Source organism: Streptomyces sp. BE20 (assembly GCF_036322525.1).
GTDB lineage: Bacteria > Actinomycetota > Actinomycetes > Streptomycetales > Streptomycetaceae > Kitasatospora.
Genome location: NZ_JAQYWW010001005.1, coordinates 48403 through 68889, shown reverse-complemented (window position 1 = coordinate 68889; position 20487 = coordinate 48403). Strand labels below are relative to the sequence as shown.

Sequence of the window (20487 nt, the reverse complement as noted above, 5' to 3'; positions counted from 1 at the left end):
CCTGGTCCGCCGAGCGTCCCGAGCGCCCGGGGCGGCCGGGTGCGGGCCGTGGTGCTCGCCGACGAGATCGGGCTGGTCACGCCCCGCCGGCCCCGGAGGGCCGTCCGTCAGCAGGTGGCGGCCTTGTCGATCCTGACCGCGTCCACCACCCGGCCGCCGACGGTCCTTCCCCTTCCGAAGGGGGTGGCCTCCGGCCTTGCCGAACTGCCGCGGTGCTGGTCACGACGGTACGAGCCGCCGTGTGTCCGCGTCGTCCGACACCGGGCCGGCCTTGTGGTATACCCCTGCGGCAGCAGGCCCGTCCGCCCCGTCAACCCACCTCTCCAGGGCGCGGGTTCACGCCTCACCGACCGGCCGCGGCCGGAGCCGGCACCGGGCCGGCCGGTACCGGGCCCGTCCGCCACGGGCGGTCCCGCTCCGCCCGGCGCACGGCCGGGCCCATCGCGCAGCCGGCCGCCAGGAAGATCCCGCCGAGCAGCAGCCAGCCCGGCGCGCCCCCCTCCAGCAGCAGCGTCGTCAGCAGCAGCGGACCGGCCGTCCGCGCCACCGCGACACCCGTCCCGAAGAAGCCCTGGTACTGGCCGAGCCGGTCGGCCGGGGCCAGGTCGAAGCCGATCTGCCAGGACCCGGCCGACTGCTTCATCTCGCCGAGCACCAGGAGCGCCGTGGCCGCCACCAGCAGCACCGCCGTCGCCCCGACCGGAACGCCGGCCGCCGTCACCGCGAACACCGCGCAGGACGCGAGCAGGATCGCCCCCGACCGGCGGACGGCACGGACGGCCGACCGGAGACCGGTCACGGCCCGCGCCGTGCGGACCTGGAAGAGCGTCACGCCCGCGGTGTCGAGCACGAAGAGCACCGGCCCGAGCCAGCCGAGCCGTGGCTCCCGCTCCGCGATCCAGAGCGGGAGCACCAGGCTCAGCAGCGGCATCCGCAGCAACAGCACGGTGTTGACCAGCGTCACCACGGCGTACCGGCGGTCGGCCAGCACCGCGAGCCCGGGCCCGTCGCGGCCCGCCCGGTCGGCCTCCGGCGCGGCCTGCGGCACGACCTCCGGCAGGCGGCGCAGCACCAGTCCCGCCACCAGGAAGCCCAGTGCGGTGAGCGCGAACGCGGCAAGGAAGGCCGTCCTGGTGCCGACGGTCAGCGCGACGCCGCCGAGTGCGGCACCGACCGCCAACCCGGCGTTGAGCGTCGACTGGAGCCGGGCGAGCACCCCGGTCCGCTCCTCCCCGGGGACGAGCCCGCCGATCAGTGCCTGACGGGCGGCGGCGAGTCCCGACTGCGCCGTCGCGTAGAGGCAGGCCGCGCCGAGGAACGGCAGGAAGGAGCGGACGACCAGGAAGGAGGCGACGACGGCCGCGGTGGCGAAGGCGAGCGTCACCGCGACGCCGCGCGGCCCGCGCCGGTCGGCGAGGTGGCCGAGCGGAACGCCGGCCAGCGACCCGATCCCCCAGGCCACCGCGAGGCCGAGGCCGAGCCGGGTCGGCGAGAGGCCGACGATCCGGGTGAAGTACAGCGCCGAGCTCGTGTAGTACGCGCCGTCGCCGATCGCACTGACCAACTGGGCTGCGGCGAGGATCCGTCGGGGTCCGACGGCCGGAAGGGGGCGAGGTTTCACGATGCTCCTGGAAGGCGGTCCCGGTCGTTCGACCTCAGGCTAGGGCGCCGGCGGACCACCCGGCAGCGCCAATGGCCGTGCGATTCCCTGGGCCACTTGGCGACCGGCGGATCTGGGAGCTGTACCTCCGCCGACGCCCCGACCACCCACGCCGGGCCCCCTGCGGCGGACCTCTGTGCCCGGCCGGCGACGCGTGTCGCACGGTGCGCGGGGACCGGCGCCGACCGCACCCGCGCCCGCCCCGGGAACGCACGTGCGCCCCCGCCCGAGCATCACCCGGACGGCGGTACCGGGCAGACTCCGGCCGTGCCGCGCACCGTCCGTGCCCGCCCCATCCGAGCTCCGGTCAGTTGTCCGATCCGGACTAAAGTGCCCGTGTTGACCGGCCAGTAAGGCGCTCCTATGCTCATCCGCGTTCGCGAACGTGGACACGACCAATCCTGTCCGCGCACACGAACACCGTTCACGCTCGCGTCCGCGAAACCGTTCCCGTTCGCGTACCCGAAGACCATCCGGCACCGGGGCCGGGGCCCACGAAGGCCCGCCCCGCCGGAGCCGTCACCGGCTCGAAGGGCTCCCGCCATCAGCACCTCCACCGCACCCCCGGACGGCATCGCCGAGCAGCCTCCCTCGTCCACCGGACGCCGCCGCTTCCTGACCTACCTGCTCGCCGCGCCCACCCTCACCGTCGCCGCCCGGGCCGGTCTGGACGCCGCCGCACCGACCGCCGCCCGGGCCGCGGTCCGTGCAGCCGCGCAGGTCGCGGCCCCCGTCGCCGGACCCGCCGCCGGTCCCGCCGCCGCCCCCTCGCAGTTGCTCGGCCTGCCCGGCGTCCCGGACATCCTCGACCTCGGCGACGCGCTGCTCGTCGCGGGCCTGCCCACCGCCCACCTCCTGGTCCTGGAGATCACCGCCGCCGGCCGCGCCGTGCTGCACCTCCCCAGGCTGGAGGTCGGCCAGGGCCTCACCACGACGGTCGCGATGCTGGTCGCGGAGGAGCTCGACGCCCGGCTCGGCGACGTCGACATCCCGCTCTCCGACGGCCGCCCCGACCTGCTGTTCGGTCAGCTCACCGGTGCGTCCAACGCGGTCCGCACCCTGTACGACCCGGTCCGCGCCGTGGCCGCCGCCGCCCGCGCGCGGTTGGTCACCGCCGCCGCCCGCCGCTGGTCGCTGCCGGCCGGCACGCTGCGCACCGCCGACTCCGCCGTCCTCGCCCCCGACGGCCGACGCGCCGGCTACGGCGAACTCGCCGCCGCAGCCGCCCTCGTCGCCGCCCCCGCGGTGCCCCCCACCCCCAAACCCGCCGAACAGCGACGCCGGGTGGGCCGCCCCACCGGCCGGATCGACGCCCGCGACATCGTCACCGGCCGCGCCCGGTACGCCGGCGACCTCGCCGTCCCCGGCGCGGTACCCACCGTGGTCGCCCGCCCCACCACCATCAACGGCACGCTCGCGAGCCTGGACGCCTCCGCCGCCCGCACCATGCCCGGCGTGCTGGGCGTGGTGACGATCCCCAGCGGCGTCGCCGTGCTCGCCGAAACCTTCGACCAGGCCCTCAAGGCCCGCGACGCGCTCCGGACCTCCTGGCACCCCGGGCCCGTCGCCGCACTCTCCGACAGCGACATCCGGGCCGCCCTCCGCGCCGCCCACGCACCGTTCCTCGTCCCGCCCCTGCTCACCCAGTACGTGGACGGCGAGTTCGACTTCGCCTTCGTCAACCACGCGCCGATGGAGGTGCTGACGGCGGTCGCCGACGTCCGCCCGCACCGCGCGGAGGTCTGGTTCGCCTCGCAGACCCCGATCGTGGCCCAGCAGACCATCGCCGCCGAACTCGGCCTTCCGCAGGACGCGGTGACCGTGCACGTGGTGCGCGGCGGCGGCTCCTTCGGCCGGCGGCTCTTCTTCGACGCCGCGCTGGAGGCCGCCCTGATCTCCCGGGCCGCCGGCCGCCCGGTCAAGCTGATGTGGACCCGCAACGACGACATGCGGCACGGCCGGATGCGCCCCGCCAGCCACCACCGGATCCGCGCCACCTACGGCCTCGGACAGGTGCTCAGCTACGAACACCGGGCCGCCACCGTCACGACCGACTTCGGCCACGGACTCGGCGAGGCCCTCACCGCCGCCGGCTTCCAGCTCTCGGCCGCCGGAATCTCGCTCGCCCAGGCGTTCTTCCTGCTGAGCGAGAAGAACCCGTACAACGTGGGCCTCCCGACGCAGTTGCTCGCCGAGGTCCCGCTGAAGATGCACACCGGCAGCTGGCGGTCCGTCTACTCGGGCACCGTCCGGGTCGCCGACGAGATCATGACGGACGAGCTGGCCCGCCGCTTCGGTCAGGACCCGGTCGCCTTCCGCCGGGCCCTGCTGCGCGACGCCCGCGGCCGGGCCGTCCTCGACAAGGCCGCCCTGGCGGGCCGCTGGGGCCGTCCCATGCCGGCCGGCCACGCCCAGGGCATCGGCTACCACGACGAGAACGGCGGCCGCGCCGCCTACCTGGTCGAGCTCGACGCCACCGACCCTCGGCAGCCACGCGTCACCAAGGCCGTGATCGCCGCCGACGTCGGCACGGTGATCAACCCCACCGGCCTGGAGGCGCAGCTGACCGGCGCGCTGGTGGACGGCATCTCGGTGATCCTCCGGGCGGGCAACCACATCGACCACGGCGCCGTCCGCGAGGGCAGCTTCGGCGACTTCCGCTACGCCCGCCAGCGCCACACCCCTCCGGTGGTGGAGATCCACCTCCTGCCGCCGAGCGGACCGCCCGGCGGCGCGGGCGAGCTGGGGGTGCCGGCCGCGTCGGCCGCGGTCGCCAACGCCTACGCCCGGGCGACCGGGACCAGCCCGCGGTCCTTCCCCGTCAACTTCTGAGCCGCGCCCTCCCGCCCCGCGCACCTCTTCTCCCGAACCCGGCCCGCGAACCCGGCCCACGAACTCCGGCCCACGAACCCGGCCCACGAACCCGAAGGACACCCCGTCCCCCATGCCCAGCCACACCTTCGTCCTCAACGGGCAGCCGGTCACCGTCGAGGCCCCGGACGACATGCCCATGCTCTGGGTCCTGCGCGACAAGCTCGGTGTCACCGGTCCCAAGTACGGCTGCGGCGTCGGTGTCTGCCGGGCCTGCACCAGCCACCTGGACGGCGACGAGTTCCAGCCCTGCACGGTGGCGGTGAAGGACTGCGCCGGCCGGAGTGTCACCACCATCGAGGGCCTCGCCGACGGCGACACCCTGCACCCCGTCCAGGAAGCCTGGCTGGAGTGCGACGTCGCCCAGTGCGGCTTCTGCCAGCCCGGGCAGATCATGACCGCCGTCGCCCTGCTCCGCCGCACGCCGGCTCCCACCGACGCCGACGTCGACCAGATCCAGAACATCTGCCGCTGCGGCACCTATCCCCGCATCCGGGAGGCCATCAAGCGCGCGGCGGCCCGGACCGCGTCCGGCACCTGAACCGGCCCGGGCCGGGGGGCTCCGGCCGCTCGCCGTTCCCGCAGGAGACACCCCTAGCCATCGATGGTCTAGTCCACCTAGGGTGAGCTGCCGTCAGGATCACCGAACCGAAGGGTGGGATGACGATGCTCCGGCGCCGTTCCCTGCTGACCGTCGCGGGCCTGGGCGGCGCCGCGCTCGCCCTGCCCACCGCCGTGGCGCAGGCCGCACCGGCCGCCGCACCCGCTCCTGCGGCCCGGCCCGGTACACCCCGGCCGATCGACCTGCCCGAGCCGACCGTCCGGCGCACGGTCGGGACGGTGCCGCTGCACCTCGTGGACCAGGACCGGCAGGACCCCTTCGTGCCGGGACCGCGCGAGCTGATGGTGCAGCTCTGGTACCCGGCGCTCGGGAACGGCGGTGCACCGCGCGCCGCGTACACCACGACCCGGGTGGGCGCGGCCTTCGAGGAGACGCTGCCGGTGGATCCCGGCACCATCGCGGCCCTGCGCCCGACCGCCCGCACCGGGGCGCCCGCCGTACCGGACCGGCTCCCGCTGCTGCTGCTCGGCCACGGCCGCCAGGGCGGGCGGAGCAACTGCACCGCGCTGGCCGAGGAGTTGGCGGCCCACGGCTACCTGGTCGCGGCGATCGACCACACCTACGACGCGGCCGCCGTGGAGTTCCCGGACGGACGGCTGGTGCGCAGCGTCCTGGAGGCGGATCCGGCCGACTGGGGCGCCGCCGAGCGCAAGGAGGTCTCCGCCCGGGTCGGCGACCTGCGGTTCGTGGCGACCGAGCTGACCACCGGGCGGACCGCCCGACGGGCCGGGCTGCCGCGCGCCGACCGGCGCCGGATCGGCGCTTTCGGCCACTCCATGGGCGGTTCGGCCGCCGCCGAGGCGGTCCGTCAGGACAGCCGGTTCGTGACAGGGCTCAACCTCGACGGCGGCTTCTTCGGCTCACCGGTCGCCGACGAGGGCCTGGACCGGCCGTTCCTGTTGCTCACCTCGCTGGCCGACCACGACACCTGGCAGCGCTGGCGCCAGCACCAGCGCGGCTGGGGGCGCCAGTTGCAGTTGCGCGGTGCCGGGCACCTGAGCTTCACCGACCTGCCGCACGCCGCCGACCCGGGCCGCCTCGCGGATCACCTGCCGGCCGACGTCTACAGCGACCTGCTCGGCACCGTCGCACCGGAGCGGGCGACGGCGGTGACCCGCGCGTACGTCCGGGCGCACTTCGACCGCTTCCTGCGCGGTCGGCCGTCCCCGTTGCTGGAGGCGCCCTCGCGGCGCTACCCGGAGATCGCGTTCGTCTGGAGCCGGGGCTGACCGGACCGGGACGGGCGCGGGACCGGCCCGGGACGCGTCCGCCCGGGACGCGTCCGCCCGGGACGCGTCCGCCCGGGACGCGTCCGCACAGGACGCGTCCGTCCGGGACGGCCCGCCGGCCCCGGCACCCCGCGCGTCAGCCGGCGGACTCCGGGTCGCGCCCGAAGAACGCGACGAGCCGGTCGTACACCGGCGCATCCTCGTCGACCTTCACCTCCGCGCCGAACGAGCGGCCCTCCTCCTCACTCCCCCGGTACTCCGGCCGCAGCGCGCCGCGCCCCCAGGCCAGGGACGCCCGGGCGACCTCGTGGTCGAGGCCGTCCGTGGACTGACCGGTGGCCTTCGCCAAGTCCCACGCGTGGACGGCGAACTCGGCGATCTGCTGGTCCACGGGGAAGCGGGCGGGCAACTCGCCCGCGCCGGGCACCTGGACGACCCCGTCGAGATCCCCGGCCTGTCGCCAGGCGGCCACCAGCCGCTCCGCGCCGGCCTCGAAGCGGTGCAGCCAGTCCTCATCGACCCGCTCGAAGGACGCCGACCAGTCCGGTGTGCCGCCCTCGGCCCGGACGGTGAACTGCTCCAGGTCGAACAGGAGGTGACTGATCAGCTGTCCGACGTCCCAGGACCGGCAGGCGGTCGGGTGACCGGCCTGCTCGGCGCCGGCGCCGTCGATCAGGCCGGCGGTCTGGGCGAGCGCACGGGCGAGCAGCTCGATCGGGTCTTCCGCTCCGGTCATGACGCACCTCTCGGGTCACTCGGGACCCGCACCCGGGCGTGCGCCCGCGTGCGGGTCCCCGCATACGTGGTCGGACCGGGCGATCGTAAACGGGACCACTGACTACCGGCCCGGAACAACACCCCGGGCCGGTAGTCCGGGTGCCGTTGCGTCAGACGGCGAAGCCGCCGTCGACGGCTATCTCGGCACCCGTGATGTAGCGGCCCTCCTCCCCGGCCAGGTGGGCCACCGTCGCGGCGACGTCGGCGGCCCGGCCGAAGGAGCCGAGCGCGGTGAACCCCGCCTGGAAGGCGGCCGACGGCCCGTCCGCCGGGTTCATGTCGGTGTCGATCGGGCCCGGGTGGACCACGTTGGCGGTGATCCCGCGCGGGCCGAGCTCACGGGCCAGCGCCTTGGTGAGTCCGATCACCGCGGCCTTGCTGGTCGCGTACAGGCTGCCGCCGGGGAAGGCGGTGCGCTTGGCGATGCAGCTGCCGATGGTCACGATCCGACCGCCCTCGGTCAGGTGGGTAGCGGCTGCCTGGGCGAACAGGAACGGCGCGCGGACGTTGACCTCCAGCACCCGGTCCACGTCGTCCAGACCGATCTCACCGATCGGCCCGAGCACGCCCACCCCGGCGTTGTTCACCAGGATGTCCAGCCGCCCGAACCGCTCGGCGACCGCCGCGACCACGGCCCGCACCTCCTGCGGGTCCGCACTGTCCGCCCGGACCGCCCGCCCCCGGCGCCCCATCGCGGTGATCTTCGCCGCCACCGCCTCGGCCCGCTCCGCGCTGCCGAGGTAGGTCAGTGCGACGTCCGCGCCGTCCTCGGCCAGCCGGAGCGCCACCGCCTCCCCGATGCCCCGGCTGCCACCGGTCACCAGGGCCACCTTGCCGTCGAGCTTCGCCGGCACAGTCGTCGTCATATCGTCGGAACTCCTTGCCTCGTTCGTGGACATGACTCGATCCTCGGGCCTCGCCGTCCGGGACTCCGGCGGTATTCGGACGTCGCGTTCAACGTTCAACAATCAGCACACGACCCCCCACCTCCACGTCCGGCCCGGCCCGACCGGCGGACACGCCGAACGGCCGCCCCCGGGCAGGGGACGGCCGTTCGGAGGTTCCGGAAGCCACGTCTCGCGGGCGTCCGCGCACGGACCCGCCGGGCCCGGGGGGCCTGCCCGGGGGCGGTCCGGGCGGTCCGGGCGGTCCGGGCGACGGGCCCGGATTGCGGCAGCGGAGCGCCGAGCACGACCCGGGGGCCGCGGCGCCACCGGTGCACCGTTCGTCAGGGCGCGATCCTCCCGGAGCGCCGGCCTTCAGCGGCGGCCTTCAACACGCGGGCCTCCGGGGCACGGACCCCCGGGGCACGGACACCGGGCGCACGGACTCCCGGCGCACGGGTCGTCAGGGCTGCACCGCTCGCCCCGGCTCAGACCGTCAGGGTCTGGCCCGGGAAGATCAGGTTCGGGTTGCCGCCGATCGCCCGGGCGTTCTTGGCATGCAGGCTCGTGGCGTCGGTACCGAACTTGGCCGCGATCCCGCTCAGCGTGTCACCGCTCCTGACGGTGTAGCTGCCGCCGCCGGTGTTCTTCTCGGACGCGGCGGGCCTGGCCGGCTTCGCGGCCTCCTGGGCCGGCGCCTTCCGGGACTGCGGCTTCTGGTCCTGCGCCTGCTGCGGCTTGGCGGCGGGCTTCGCGGCAGGCTTGGCCGGCTGCTCCTTCGCCGGCTGCTGCGCCTTGGGCGCCGGAGCGGCGGTGTCGACGGCGGCCGGGGCGCCGCCCCTGGCGAGGCCCGCCTTGGCCGAGCAGACGGGCCAGGCGCCCGGGCCCTGCGAGGAGAGGACCTTCTCGGCGACGGCGATCTGCTGCGCCCTGGACGCCTGGTTGGCCTGGGCCGCGTACGCGGTGCCGCCGAACGCCTTCCAGGTCGAGGGGGTGAACTGCAGTCCGCCGTAGAAGCCGTTGCCGGTGCTGATGCTCCAGTTTCCGCCGCTCTCGCACTTGGCGACGGAGTCCCAGGCGGAGGCGGGTGCGGCGGAGGCCGAGGTGGCCGTGACGAGGCCGGCCACCGGCAGGGCCGCGACGGCGGCTCCGGCCACGACAGCCATCCGGACACGGTTGCGCTTGGTGGCGCCGGTACCCGAAGTGGTGCTGTCGGCAGCGGTGGCAGCGGCGGTCTCGTGACGGGGATCCATGGAAGTCCTCTCGACAAGCCCCGGGCAGGCATGCGGAACCAGGCCCCTGCCGGGGCCGGTTGTCGCTCCCTCACTCGATGGGCGGTCGCACACGTGTCCGACGTGGCGCGCCGCCCCGGCCACCCCCGCTCGCCGACGGCCTCTTCGAGCCGGCCGGTTCGGCGGACACGGCCCTCGCGCCGGTGGTCAGTCGGCGGGCCGTGCGTCGGGGGTGAACCCGGGTGGTGCTCGTTGCACCGCCAATGAAGCTACGGGCGCTACCGGGCCGCTTCAAGCAGTTCTTGGACGCCGCAGGTCAGTTGACTGTTACCGGCGGTATTGATCATGAAAGCATCCCCGATTCGACCGGATTCGACCGGGTATTCAGGCCCAAACGATCGATTTCCGTGCCCTCGCTCACACCGAACAGGCTGTGAGGGTTCCCACATCGTCCACAGGGAGCCACTGCTGCCCGACACTCCGTCACCGCCGTGATCGGAGTTCCCGGTTCCGCGGGCCGTCGACGTGGCGTTCACCACGCCCACTACCCAGCGTCACCAAAAAGCCACTCAGATCACCGCACGCGATCGGTCCGTACCAGGACGACATGCGCCGTCAGAACCCGTGCGGCGGACGGCCTAAGGGGTTCTGACCGCCCTTCGGGGGCGGCCGGCGCCCCGTCAGGAACCCGCTACCGCGCGCCGTCCAGGCCCGCGTCCCGGGCCAGCAGCGCCGCCTGGACGCGGTTCTCGCAGCCCAGCTTGGCGAGGATCCTGCTGACGTACGTCTTCACCGTCGCCTCGCTCATGTGGATCCGGGCGCCCGCGTCCGCGTTGGACAGCCCCTCCCCCAACAGCGCCAGCACCTCCAGCTCACGCCCGGTCAGCACCTCCAGCCGCCGCCGGGCGTCCGCCCCGCGCGCGGCGGCCGGGCCGGACCGCCCGGCGGCCAGCGAGTCCACGATGTGGCGGGTGGCGGCGGGCGAGAGGAAGGCGTGTCCGGTGGCGGCCGCACGGACCGCCTGGATCAGCTCGGCCGGCGCGGTGTCCTTCAGCAGGAAGCCGGCACCGCCGTCGCTCACGGCGCGCAGCACGTTGTCACGCTCCCCGAAGGTGGTGAGGATCAGCGCCCGCGCGCCGGGGGCGCTCCTCGGCAGCTCGGCGAGCGCCGTCAGCCCGTCCATCACCGGCATCTGGATGTCCAGCAGGACGACGTCCACCCGGTGCGCGCGGGCGAGTTCCAGGGCCTGGCGGCCGTCGGAGGCCTCGGCCACCACGTCGATGTCGTCGGCCGAGGACAGGATCATCCTGATTCCGGCCCGGATGAGCGGCTCGTCGTCGGCGACGAGGACTCGGATCACTGCTGGTCATCCCCTTGGGCTGGTCCTGACGGCGTGGCACAGGATCCCCCCGGTGCTGCCGGGGACCATCCTCACACCTCCGCGCACCGACGCGGGACCGGCCGACGCGGGACCGGCCGGACCTCCCGGCCCGGCGGGTTCCGCACGACGGCTCCGCACGACGGCTCCGCGTGGAGGCTCCGCGTGGCGGGCGGTGTCAAGGCGACACGTTGTAGTGCTTCTTCTCCACCAGCACACCGTCCTTGAAGCAGAACCGGACGACGTTGTCGCCCTCCCAGCCGTCGCCGTCGGTGTCGGAGAGGAAGTAACGGCAGGAGGAGTCGGCCGGCGGGGTGGGTCCGCCCCGCTCCAGGTCCTTGGTGAAGAAGCTGTTGCCCGGCGGGAGCATCCGCCTCACGTCCGCCTCCGCCGTGCCCACCTCCACCGAGTCGTACAGCGGGCGCCGCACGGTCGAGTCGTCGGTGGCCCGGATGAAGGCGACGACGCCCCACACCACCAACCCGAGCACGGCGAGCAGCACCACGGCCCCGCCGATCGCGCAGCCGATCGCCGGGCTCCGCCGCCGAGGCGGCGCGGCCTCGACCGGCGGAACGCCGTCCAGCGCCCAGTCCGGCACCTCCCCGGGAGCACCCGTGCCTCCGCCCGCGGGACCGCCGGCGACGCCCCCGGCCCCTTCCGCCCCCTCGTACGGCAGCACGGCGGCCAGCCGGAACCCGGCCTCCGGCGTCGGCCCGGCGTGCACCATGCCGCCGACCAGCCGGGCCCGCTCGCGCAGTCCGGTCAGCCCCTGCCCGCCGCTGACGACCGTGGTGGCGCGCCCGGCGCGCACGCCCACGGGCTCGGGCGCTCCCGGATTCACCACCTCCACCACCAGCGCGTCCGGCTCGTACCGGAGCGCGATGTTGATCGGCGCGCCCGGCGCGTGCTTGTGCGCGTTGGTGAGCGCCTCCTGAACGATCCGGTAGGCCGCGTGCCCGGCGGACGCGGCGAGCGGGCGCCGCTCGCCGTCCCGGACGAAGGCGACCACCGTGCCGGCCGCCCGCGAGGACTCGACCAGCTGCTCGATCCCGTCCACCCCACCGGCGCCGCCGACGCCCGGCCCGGCGCCCGCTCCCGCCGCCGCACCCGCGACGGCCGGCGCGGCGGTCGACTCGTCGTGCAGCACGCCGACCACCTCCCGCAGCTCCCGCATCGCGGCGACCGCGGCCAGCCGGAGCACGCCCACCGCCTCGCGCTGCCGGTCGCCGAGGGTCCGGTCGACCTCCAGGGCCCCGGAGTGGACGGAGATCAGGGCGAGCTGGTGGCCCAGGCTGTCGTGCATGTCCTGGGCTATCCGGTGCCGCTCGCGCAGTCTCGCCTGGTGGGCGACCATCGCCCGCTCGCGCAGCAGCTGCTCGTTGCGCTCGCTCAGCGCGTCCATCAGCGCCCGGCGCTGCGCCCGGTACCGGCCCCAGAGCGCGGGCAGCACGGCGAGCAGCAGGAAGCCGCCCAGCGAGAGGCCGACCACCAGCTTGACCGGCGCCTGGTCCATGTCCTTCACCACGCTGGACGCGGTGATGAGGACGAAACCCACCGTGAAGGAGCCGGCCAGGACACCGACCCTGGTCACCCGGGCACCGGCCGACCAGCCTGCGCAGACCAGCAGCGGCAGCGGCCCCCCGCACCAGCCGCTGGCCGCCGCGGTCGCCACCAGGACGGTCGCGGGCAGGCCCCGGCGCAGCAGGAAGAGGACGGCGACGAGGGGAGCGACCAGGACGGCCAGGCCGCTCCTACTGAGCACCTCGATCATCAGGGCGAGCCCGCCGAGCAGGATCGCGCCGATCCCCTCGCGCAGCACCAGCCCGAGCCGCCACGGACCGGGCAGCGCGGTTCGTACCGCCTTCGACCAGGCTCTTGCTATGACGTCCACCCGGTGAGGCTAACGAACCGGACGGCGTGACCGCCGCCACCCTTCGTCGCCGGCCGGTCCGACGAAAGTCGCGTACCCGGCGGACGCTCGGCGGGGCCCCCGCCTCACCGGTAGGCGGTGAGCAGCAGCGCCACGTCGTCGACCCGGTGCGTCGAGCCCACCTCGTGCAGCAGCCGCTCCGCCAGCCGGTCCAGGACCTCGACGCCGTCGTCGGCCGACCCCGCCGCCGCGCCGTGGCCCGCGACTGCGGCGCGCAGCCGTTCCACGCCCTCGTCGATCGCCGCGGCTGGGTCCTCCACCAGCCCGTCCGTGTACAGCACGAGCAGTGAGCCGGGGGCCAGCCGCAGCTCACTGACCGGGTACTCGGCCCGGTGGTCGACGCCGAGCAGCGGCCCGCCCGCCACGTACAGCGCCTCCGTACGCCCGTCCGGGTGGCGCAGCACCGGCGGGAGGTGTCCCGCCCGGGCCACCAGCGCGTGGCCGTCGCCCGGTGTGAGCCGGATCAGGCAGCAGCTGGCGAGCAGCCCGGGGTCGAGGTCGAGCAGCAGCTGGTTGGTCCGGGCGAGCACCTCGTCCGGCGGGTGGCCGACGGTGGCGAAGGCCCGGACGGCACTGCGCAGCTGGCCCATGGTGGCGGCCGCGCCGACGCTGTGGCCCTCGACGTCGCCGATGACCAGGGTGAGGTCACGCCCGGTGACGATGGCGTCGTACCAGTCGCCGCCGATCTCCATGCCCTGCGTGCCGGGCAGGTAGCGGGCGGCGATCCGGACCTCGTCCAGGCGCGGCAGCCGGTGCGGGAGCAGCGCCTGCTGGAGGCCGCGGGCCAGGGCGAACTCGGCGTCGTAGAGGCGGGCGCGTTCCAGGGCCTGGGCGATGAAGCCGCCGAGGGCCGTGAGCAGGCCGCGTTCCTCCAGCGTGAACGAGCGGGCGCGGTCGAAGCCGAGGATGCAGCTGCCGACCGGGTGGCCGGAGGCGATCAGCGGCAGGAAGGCCCAGGCGCCCATCTCGTCCAGTTCGATGCCGGGGTAGGCGGCGGCGAGCTGCCCGACCGACTCGAAGAAGATCGGGGTGCCGGTGCTGAGCGTCTCGGCGCCGGGCACCCGGGCTCCGATCGGGGTGCCCTCGAAGTGGTCGAGGAAGCCGTCCGGGTAGCCGCTCTGCGAGACGAGGTGCAGGCGCCGGTCCCGGACTGCGTAGATGGCGAGCTCCTGGCCGCCGAGGGCCGGCAGGATCTCGTCGGCCACCGCCCGGCAGACCTCGCGGACGGTGACGGCCTCGCTGAGCGCGCTGGCCAGCTGCAGCAGGTGGTACATGACGCCGAGGCCGGTCCAGGTGCCGGGCGCGGGCTCGGCGGGCGGTTCGGCCGCGCCGGGCGGGGGCACCGCGGCGACCACCCGGCCGGTGACGCCGTGCGCGTCCGGGTAGAGCGAGAAGGCGAGCCAGTGGTCCGGCGGGCGCCGGGCGAGGAAGGCGGTGGGCTGCTGCGAGAGCAGCGAGGCCCGGTAGCGGTTCTCGTACACCGGGTCGGACAGCCAGGGCAGCACGTGCCAGGGGTGGTGGCCGAGCAGGTCCTCGCGGCGGGTCTGGAGCAGCAGCTCGACGCTGTGGTTGGCGAAGGTGATCCGGCCGTCCGGGTCGAGCGAGAAGACGCCGTCGCGCAGCCGTTCCACGGCGGCGGCGGCGGCCGTCCCGGTCCGGGTGTCGAGGACGGCGCCGACCAGGCGGCTGCGGCCGTCCGCACCGCTGCCGGGCACCCGGGCCCACAGTTCGACGGGGTACGGGTGCCCGTCCCGGTCCAGGACGCGCAGGCGGGCGGCGAGCACGTGGCCCCGGTCGAGGGCGCCGCGCACGGCGGTCCGGAACTCCGGCAGGTCGCCCGCGGCGATCCGGCCGGCCAGGGTTTCGGCGCGGCCGTCGAAGTCCCCGGGGGCGAGGCCGAAGATCTCGCAGAACTGGTCGTCGGCGGAGACCTCGCCGGTGACCACGTTCCAGTCGAACAGTCCGACCCGGGTGGTGGGCGCGGACGGCGGGGTCAGTTCCACCACGGTGGTGTCGCCGTTGGGCTCGACCGCGCCGCCGGCCGCCTCCAGGCCGGCCAGGCCGTTGGCGAGGCGGTTGGCGACCGTCCGCAGGTGGCGCCGCGCGCCTTCCGGCACCCCGTCGTCGGAGGCCGGCCAGAGCACGCTGAGCACCCCGTACGTGTCGTCGCCGGTGCGGATCGGGACGCAGGCCGAGGCGAAGTCGTAGGGCATGCCGACGGCCAGCTGGGGGAAGCGCCGCATCATGTCCTCGGTGTCGGACAGCGTGACCGTCCGCCCGGTGCGGTAGGAGACCGCTGCCGGCAGCGGCCCGGCGGCGGCGACCCGCCGGAACGGACTGATGATCGACAGCGGCACGCCGGCGATGGCGCAGAGCACCAGCGAGCGCCGGTCGCGCGAGCGGAGGTGGACGGTCGCGCCGTACGCGTCGGTGGTGCCCAGCACCCTCCGGACGGCGACCGCCAGCAGGGCGTCGCGTTCCTGGGCCGCGCCGTCCGCCCCGCCCGGCCCGGTCGCCACCGGCCCGGCGGGTCCGGCCGGATCCGCCCGGACGGGGGCAGCGTGCTCCCGGGGGCGGTGCGGGTCGGATCGCGCGTCCCGGGCACCACCGCCGCTCGGTCGCGGACCGGGCGGGTCCGCCGGCACACCCTGGCGCATCTTCTCTTGCTACGCCGGGCCCCAGGGGCTGTCAAGGCGAACCCACCGGACGCACCGGTCACACGGCCCCCGGGGTGCCCGTGCACCCCGTCCGCGTCACCATCGTCACCATGACCCGCAGCACCTCCGGCCCGACGTCCCCGACCACCGTGGTCAACCTCAAGGGCCACCGCGACGACCCCGCCTACGCCGACGTCGTCTACGTCGGCCGGGCGATGCACCGCGGCGGCTGGCACCTGGCCGCGTCGCCGCTGCACTGCCCGTGGCGGCCGGGGCCGGACCTGCCCAGGGAGCAGATGCTCGCCGACTACCGCGCCTACCTGCTCGCCCGTCCTGCCCTGCTCGCCCTCGTCCCCGGCCTCCGCGGCCACCGCCTGGGCTGCTGGTGCGCGCCGCTCCCCTGCCACGCCCAGGTCATCGCCGACCTCGCCGACCACGGCGTCCCCGCCTGAGCGGGCCGGCGCCGCCGCACGCGGGGCCGGCCGTGCGGTTTGGATATCCTCCGTGGACAGTGCAGCGTCGTGCTGCCCCGGGGGGAACGAGTACCGAGCCATGCCGTCCGTACCGTCCGAACGTTCCGAGAGTGCCGGGCGCGAGCCCGGCGAGGCGTCCTGGCAGTGGGACGGTGAGGGCGGCGGCACCGACGGCGGGCGGGCGGACGTGCTCAGTGGCGGGGGCGGCGGGGAGCGCGGACCGGGGCCGAACCGGCGGCGGCTGCTGCTGGGTGCCGGGGTGCTGGCCGCGGGCGCCGCGGTCTGGGGGGTGTCGCGGTCGTCGGGCGGGCCGGAACCGGCGCCGCCGAAGCCGCTGCCGCTGCCGACCCGGGTCAACGGGCCGGAGCCGCTCTGGACGTACCGGGGACCCGCGCCCATGACGCCGCTGCGGCTCGACGGCCGGCCGAACGCTCCGGTCCACCTCTCCAGGGACGCCCTGCGGGTGCTCGACCGGGACACCGGCGCCGTGACCCGCACGATGGAGTTCCCGGTGTCCAAGGGCGCGCCGGCCGACAGCCCGGTGATCGTCGGCGCCGGTCGCGTCTTCACCACCTCGCCCGGCCACATCGACGCCCGCACGCTGATCGGCCCGTTCGCCGACTGGAGCATGCCGTTGCCCGAGGAGCTGGGCGACCGGGTCACCCTGCTCGGCTGCGACGGAAGCCTGCTCTACGGCCGGGCCGAGAGCCGCCCGCTCGGCCCGGGCGGCAGGCTGTTCGCGGTGAACGCCACCACGCACGCCGTGGTCTGGTCCCGCCCGGCCGCCGAACGCGGCGAAGGCCTGGTCGCCGCCCTCGACTGGTCCGGTCGCCTCCTGGCCCGGGACTCGGACCCGACCGCCGGGGTCTCCCTGCTGGACGGCGCCACCGGCCGCCGGCTCTGGGGGGCGGCGGGCAGCGCGGCGTGGTCCGCGATCGACCTGGAGAACCTCTACCTCCCCGACGGGGCGGCCGGTGTGCGGGCCCTGCGCCACGCCGACGGCGTCCCGCGCTGGTCGATCGCCCCCGGCCAGGGCGAGGAGTGGCGCGCCCTGCCTCCGGTGAGCGACGGCACCCAGGTCTACGTCCTGCGGGACAACGGGCTGGTCACCGCCCATGCCGTGGCCACGGGCGAGCAGCTCTGGCGGCACGAGCTGCCGTTCCGCCTCGACCGCCGCACCCGCCCCGTGCTGGCCGGCGCCGAGCTGATCGTCCCCGGCCCGGCCGCCGACGGCCTCCACCACCTGGAGACCGCGTCCGGCCGGGAGTCCCGGAGCTTCACCGACTCCGGGCCCGGCGTCGACGTCTGGTCGGTCTTCACGGACGGCGCGAACCTCTACGGCGGCCACGACAGCGTCCTGTACGCCATGGGCCCGCTGCCCGTCCCGTGACTGTTCGCCGAGGACGAACGGCGGCCGGCCCGGCGCCCGCCCACCCCCACGGCAGGATGACCTCGTGGACGACTCCGTGAAGATTCGCCCGATCTCGTTCGACCGCCTCGTCGAGCTGCTCGCCGAACGGATCGCCGCCGCACCCGGGGCCGACGGGCGCCGGCAGCGGGTGGCCGTCGACGGGGCGGCGGCGGCCCGGCCCGGCGCGCTCGCCGACGCCCTGGTGGAGCCGCTGCGGCTGCGCGGCCGCCCGGCCCTGCGGGTCTCGGCGGCCGACTTCCTCCGCCCGGCCTCGGTCCGGCTGGAGTACGGCAAGCAGGACGCCGACGCCTTCCACGACCTCTGGCTCGACGACGGCGCCCTGGCGCGCGAGGTACTGGACCCGTTGGAGGCCGGTGGCACCGGCCGGGTGCTGCCGAGCCTGCGCGACCCGTCGACCGACCGTTCCACCCGCGCGCCGTACGTCACCCTGCCGCCCGGCGGCGTCCTACTGCTGGACGGTGCGCTGCTGCTCGGCCGGTGGCTGCCGCTGGAGCTGACCGTCCACCTGTCGCTCTCCCCGGCGGCGCTGGCCCGCCGCACCCCGCCCGAGGAGCGGTGGACGCTGCCGGCCTTCGCCCGCTACGAGGCGGAGACCGTCCCCACCGAGGCGGCCGACCTCACCGTCCGTGTCGACGACCCCCGCCACCCGGCCCTGGTCGAGCGCCCCTGACGCCGGACGGCCCGTTCACCGGCCGCGCCGTGCGCCTACCGGCCGGGCCGCCGGGGCCGGCCCGCGCTGGCAGTACGGGCACCAGAACGCCACCCGTTCCTGCGGCGGGACGCCCTGGCTCGCCGTCAGGACCTTCGTCCCGCAGCGCACGCACGGCCGGTCGGCCCGGCCGTAGACCCAGTGCTGGTGGCCGCGCCGGGTGTCCCCGGTGGTGACGTGGCCGGAGCGCAGCTTGTTGGCGTCGAGGAGCTGCCGGGCCCGGTCCACCAGCCGCTCGGGGCGGGTCAGTTCGCCGACCGGCGTCCACGGCGTGACACCGGCCAGGTAGCACAGCTCGTTGGCGTACACGTTGCCGATGCCGGCCAGGTTGCGCTGGTCGAGGAGGGCCTCGGCGAGCGGCCGGACGGGGTGGGCGAGCAGGCGGCGGACCGCCTCCGCCGGGTCCCAGCCGGAGCCGAGCAGGTCGGGTCCGAGGTGGCCGACGGCCCGCTCCTCGTCCCGGGTGCGGAGCAGCTCGACGACGGGCAGCCGGTAGCCGACGGCGGTGCCGCGTTCGGTCCCCAGAACGGCCCGGATCTGCCAGGCCGGTCCGCCGGCCCAGCGCTGGCCGGGGCGGTAGACCTCCCAGCGGCCGTCCATCCGCAGGTGGGTGTGGAGGGTGAGGCCGCCCGCCAGGCGGGTCAGCAGGTGCTTGCCCCGCGGGGCGACCTCCAGCACCCGGCGGCCGGTCAGGTCGGCGGTGGCGTGCGCGGGCACCCGCAGGTCCGCGGTGGTCAGCAGCTGTCCGGCGAGGGCCTCGTGCAGGCGGGCCGCCGCGCGGTAGACGGAGTCACCTTCTGGCATGCCTCCATCCTGCCTCCGTACGGCGGCCCGCCGCACGCCCGGCTACGCGGCGGTGCCCGCGCCGGCGGCCCCTTCGCGGACGACGACCACCGGGCAGGGCGCGTGCTCGGTGAGGTGGCGGCTCACCGAGCCGAGCAGCGCTCCCGAGAACCCGCCGAGGCCGCGGCTGCCGACGACGAGCAGCGCAGCTCCTGCGGCGGCCTCCAGCAGTGTCTGCGCGGCGTTGCCGGGGATGACCGACTCGGCGATCCGGACGCCGGGGTCGTCACCGACGACGCGGGTGACGCTCTCCGCGAGCGTCTTCCCGGCGAGTTCCTCGGGGTTGAAGTCGGGGGCCGGCACGCCCGCCCCGATCCAGCCGTAGAAGGCCGGGTACTCCCAGGCCGCGATGGCCTGGACGGTGCCGCCGACCAGCCGGGCGTAGTCGACGCCCCAGCGCAGGGCCTGCTCCGAGGCGGGCGAGCCGTCCACGCCGACGACGATCCGGGGGTTCGCGCTGTTGGCCATACCGCTGCTCCTTGCTCGACTGCTCTCCGGACTGCACTGCTGTCCCCTCGAACATAGATCAAAGCGGACAAACAGCCGCCATTTGCCACGCCGGGAACCCCAGATGCTTTCGAACCCTGTGCGATCCGGGCCCGGCGCCGAGGAAGTCCAGGGCGCCCGGGCAGCCGAACCGCCGGACCGCCCGTCGGGCTGCCGGCCGGCCGGGCCGAAACGGCACCGGCGGGTGCGCGGCCCGATGGCCGTGCACCCGCCGGTGTTCCGGGCGGCGGTCGCCGCGGACCGTCAGGTCCGGTAGGCGGCCCAGGAGCTGGCCATCCTGGCGACCTGACCGGCGGTGAACTGCGTCATGCAGGAGTCGTACGTGTAGTCCATGAAGTTGTGGATCGGGTCGACCCCGGTGGTGGTGCAGGTGTCACGGCCGGCCGGGCACTGGTACGCGGCGCTCTTCTCGGCCGGGGTGTCCGAGACGTAGTCGCCCTGGCCGCTGCAGCCGCCCTGGAAGGTGTGGTAGAGCCCGAGCCAGTGGCCGACCTCGTGGGTGGCGGTGTCGCCCTCGTTGTAGTTGGTGGCCGAGCCGCCGGGGAACGAGGTGTCCAGGACGACCACGCCGTCGTCGGTCGGGTTGGACTGGTAGGAGCTGGGGAAGGTCGCCCAGCCGAGCAGCGACTGGCCGAGCTTGGCGGTGTAGAGGTTGAGGGCGCCCGCCTTGCCCTTGCGCAGCGCGCTCTTCATCGACCGCTCGGCGGAGGAGCCCGGGGTGATGCCGTTGTACCAGGTGGCGTTGTCGGTGTAGTCCGTGCCGGCCAGCTGGAACTGGAACTGGCTGGGGGTGTTGCCCGCACCCTGACCGCCGTACGCGGCGTTCAGGACGGCGATCTGCTTGGTGATCGTGGCGGCCGACAGCTTGCCGGTGGTCCCGGAGTGGACGACGTGCACGTACACCGGGACGGTCGTGGTGGCCGCCAGCGTGCCGGGGGCGAGCAGGGCGTTGCCGCCCGGGGAGAGCGCCAGCTGGGTGACCCGGGCCTGGAGTTCGGCGTCCATGGCCTTGGCCTGGGCGTCGCTGACGGCGTTGGGCTCCTGGCCGGCGGAACCGCCGGCGGGCTTGCGCGCGGCGGCGTCCTGGCTCGCGTCACCGGTGCACTCGGCGGCGGCGACCGCGGCCCCGGGGGCCGCGGTGGCGGTGGAGAACGTGGAGGGGGCGGCGAACTGGGTGAGTCCGAGGGCCGCGGTGAGGGCGGCCGCACCGAGGAACCTTGCGGCGGCACGCGAGGGCACGCGAGCAGAACGACGCATCTGCGCTCCTGAGGGGGAGTTGTGGG

General features: G+C 75.4%; 16 protein-coding genes. 6 read left to right on the top strand and 10 right to left on the bottom strand.

What is annotated here, in order from left to right; genetic code table 11:
• Positions 1 to 343 precede the first annotated feature (343 nt).
• Positions 344 to 1621: an MFS transporter gene (locus tag PUR61_RS25805; RefSeq protein ID WP_329881786.1), complete on the bottom strand. Its 1278-nt coding sequence runs from the start codon at positions 1619 to 1621 to the stop codon at positions 344 to 346.
• A 402-nt stretch (positions 1622 to 2023) separates the two neighbouring features.
• Between PUR61_RS25805 and PUR61_RS25800 the strand changes: the two genes are divergently transcribed.
• The 3 genes from PUR61_RS25800 (at position 2024) to PUR61_RS25790 (ending at position 6382) form a co-directional block, all read left to right on the top strand.
• The gene (locus PUR61_RS25800) at positions 2024 to 4492 is read left to right on the top strand and encodes a molybdopterin cofactor-binding domain-containing protein (protein ID WP_329881785.1); all 2469 of its coding nucleotides are present in this window, start codon (positions 2024 to 2026) and stop codon (positions 4490 to 4492) included.
• Between the two features lie 112 nt (positions 4493 to 4604).
• Complete coding sequence (locus tag PUR61_RS25795) at positions 4605 to 5072, top strand: (2Fe-2S)-binding protein (protein ID WP_329881784.1); 468 nt, start codon at positions 4605 to 4607, stop codon at positions 5070 to 5072.
• A gap of 119 nt (positions 5073 to 5191) precedes the next feature.
• Positions 5192 to 6382, top strand: a complete 1191-nt coding sequence (locus PUR61_RS25790; RefSeq protein WP_329881783.1) for an alpha/beta hydrolase family protein — start codon at positions 5192 to 5194, stop codon at positions 6380 to 6382.
• A gap of 136 nt (positions 6383 to 6518) precedes the next feature.
• On the opposite strand, the gene PUR61_RS25785 is transcribed toward PUR61_RS25790, so the two are convergent.
• The 6 genes from PUR61_RS25785 to PUR61_RS25760 all read right to left on the bottom strand — a co-directional run bounded on the left by PUR61_RS25785 (position 6519) and on the right by PUR61_RS25760 (position 15102).
• Positions 6519 to 7118, bottom strand: a complete 600-nt coding sequence (locus PUR61_RS25785) for a TIGR03086 family metal-binding protein (protein WP_329881782.1) — start codon at positions 7116 to 7118, stop codon at positions 6519 to 6521.
• Positions 7119 to 7269: 151 nt separating this feature from the next.
• Complete coding sequence (locus PUR61_RS25780; RefSeq protein WP_329881781.1) at positions 7270 to 8025, bottom strand: SDR family NAD(P)-dependent oxidoreductase; 756 nt, start codon at positions 8023 to 8025, stop codon at positions 7270 to 7272.
• Between the two features lie 506 nt (positions 8026 to 8531).
• A complete protein-coding gene (locus PUR61_RS25775; protein WP_329881780.1) occupies positions 8532 to 9296 on the bottom strand; it encodes a transglycosylase family protein in 765 nt (254 codons plus the stop codon).
• A 670-nt stretch (positions 9297 to 9966) separates the two neighbouring features.
• Positions 9967 to 10635 (bottom strand): response regulator transcription factor, encoded by a 669-nt coding sequence (locus tag PUR61_RS25770; RefSeq protein WP_329881779.1) that lies wholly within the window; start codon positions 10633 to 10635, stop codon positions 9967 to 9969.
• 196 nt (positions 10636 to 10831) lie between these two features.
• Entirely contained in the window at positions 10832 to 12544 is a 1713-nt protein-coding gene (locus tag PUR61_RS25765) for a sensor histidine kinase (protein ID WP_329881778.1), read from the bottom strand.
• Between the two features lie 104 nt (positions 12545 to 12648).
• On the bottom strand, positions 12649 to 15102 hold the full coding sequence (locus PUR61_RS25760) for a SpoIIE family protein phosphatase (RefSeq protein ID WP_329881777.1): 2454 nt from the start codon (positions 15100 to 15102) through the stop codon (positions 12649 to 12651).
• Positions 15103 to 15350: 248 nt separating this feature from the next.
• Here PUR61_RS25760 and PUR61_RS25755 point away from each other — a divergent pair, with 248 nt between their 5' ends.
• From PUR61_RS25755 to PUR61_RS25745, 3 genes are all read left to right on the top strand, one after another.
• Positions 15351 to 15692 (top strand): DUF4326 domain-containing protein, encoded by a 342-nt coding sequence (locus PUR61_RS25755; RefSeq protein ID WP_329881776.1) that lies wholly within the window; start codon positions 15351 to 15353, stop codon positions 15690 to 15692.
• Positions 15693 to 15792: 100 nt separating this feature from the next.
• Positions 15793 to 17103 (top strand): outer membrane protein assembly factor BamB family protein, encoded by a 1311-nt coding sequence (locus tag PUR61_RS25750; protein ID WP_329881775.1) that lies wholly within the window; start codon positions 15793 to 15795, stop codon positions 17101 to 17103.
• A 76-nt stretch (positions 17104 to 17179) separates the two neighbouring features.
• Positions 17180 to 17815, top strand: a complete 636-nt coding sequence (locus tag PUR61_RS25745) for a uridine kinase (protein WP_329881869.1) — start codon at positions 17180 to 17182, stop codon at positions 17813 to 17815.
• Between the two features lie 15 nt (positions 17816 to 17830).
• Here PUR61_RS25745 and PUR61_RS25740 read toward each other — a convergent pair whose 3' ends face one another.
• The 3 genes from PUR61_RS25740 to PUR61_RS25730 form a co-directional block, all read right to left on the bottom strand.
• Positions 17831 to 18658: a DNA-formamidopyrimidine glycosylase family protein gene (locus PUR61_RS25740; RefSeq protein WP_329881774.1), complete on the bottom strand. Its 828-nt coding sequence runs from the start codon at positions 18656 to 18658 to the stop codon at positions 17831 to 17833.
• A gap of 42 nt (positions 18659 to 18700) precedes the next feature.
• Positions 18701 to 19165, bottom strand: coding sequence for a universal stress protein (locus tag PUR61_RS25735; protein ID WP_329881773.1), 465 nt, complete (start codon positions 19163 to 19165; stop codon positions 18701 to 18703).
• Positions 19166 to 19447: 282 nt separating this feature from the next.
• On the bottom strand, positions 19448 to 20461 hold the full coding sequence (locus tag PUR61_RS25730) for a zinc metalloprotease (protein WP_329881772.1): 1014 nt from the start codon (positions 20459 to 20461) through the stop codon (positions 19448 to 19450).
• Between the last annotated feature and the right edge of the window lie 26 nt (positions 20462 to 20487).

Coding starts and splice junctions, on each gene's coding strand:
- PUR61_RS25775 (WP_329881780.1), bottom strand. CDS start 9,296: ATGGATCCCCGTCACGAGACCGCCGCTGCCACCGCTGCCGACAGCACC.
- PUR61_RS25730 (WP_329881772.1), bottom strand. CDS start 20,461: ATGCGTCGTTCTGCTCGCGTGCCCTCGCGTGCCGCCGCAAGGTTCCTC.
- PUR61_RS25800 (WP_329881785.1), top strand. CDS start 2,024: ATGCTCATCCGCGTTCGCGAACGTGGACACGACCAATCCTGTCCGCGC.
- PUR61_RS25755 (WP_329881776.1), top strand. CDS start 15,351: ATGACCCGCAGCACCTCCGGCCCGACGTCCCCGACCACCGTGGTCAAC.
- PUR61_RS25785 (WP_329881782.1), bottom strand. CDS start 7,118: ATGACCGGAGCGGAAGACCCGATCGAGCTGCTCGCCCGTGCGCTCGCC.
- PUR61_RS25740 (WP_329881774.1), bottom strand. CDS start 18,658: ATGCCAGAAGGTGACTCCGTCTACCGCGCGGCGGCCCGCCTGCACGAG.
- PUR61_RS25780 (WP_329881781.1), bottom strand. CDS start 8,025: ATGACGACGACTGTGCCGGCGAAGCTCGACGGCAAGGTGGCCCTGGTG.
- PUR61_RS25795 (WP_329881784.1), top strand. CDS start 4,605: ATGCCCAGCCACACCTTCGTCCTCAACGGGCAGCCGGTCACCGTCGAG.
- PUR61_RS25790 (WP_329881783.1), top strand. CDS start 5,192: ATGACGATGCTCCGGCGCCGTTCCCTGCTGACCGTCGCGGGCCTGGGC.
- PUR61_RS25735 (WP_329881773.1), bottom strand. CDS start 19,165: ATGGCCAACAGCGCGAACCCCCGGATCGTCGTCGGCGTGGACGGCTCG.
- PUR61_RS25750 (WP_329881775.1), top strand. CDS start 15,793: ATGCCGTCCGTACCGTCCGAACGTTCCGAGAGTGCCGGGCGCGAGCCC.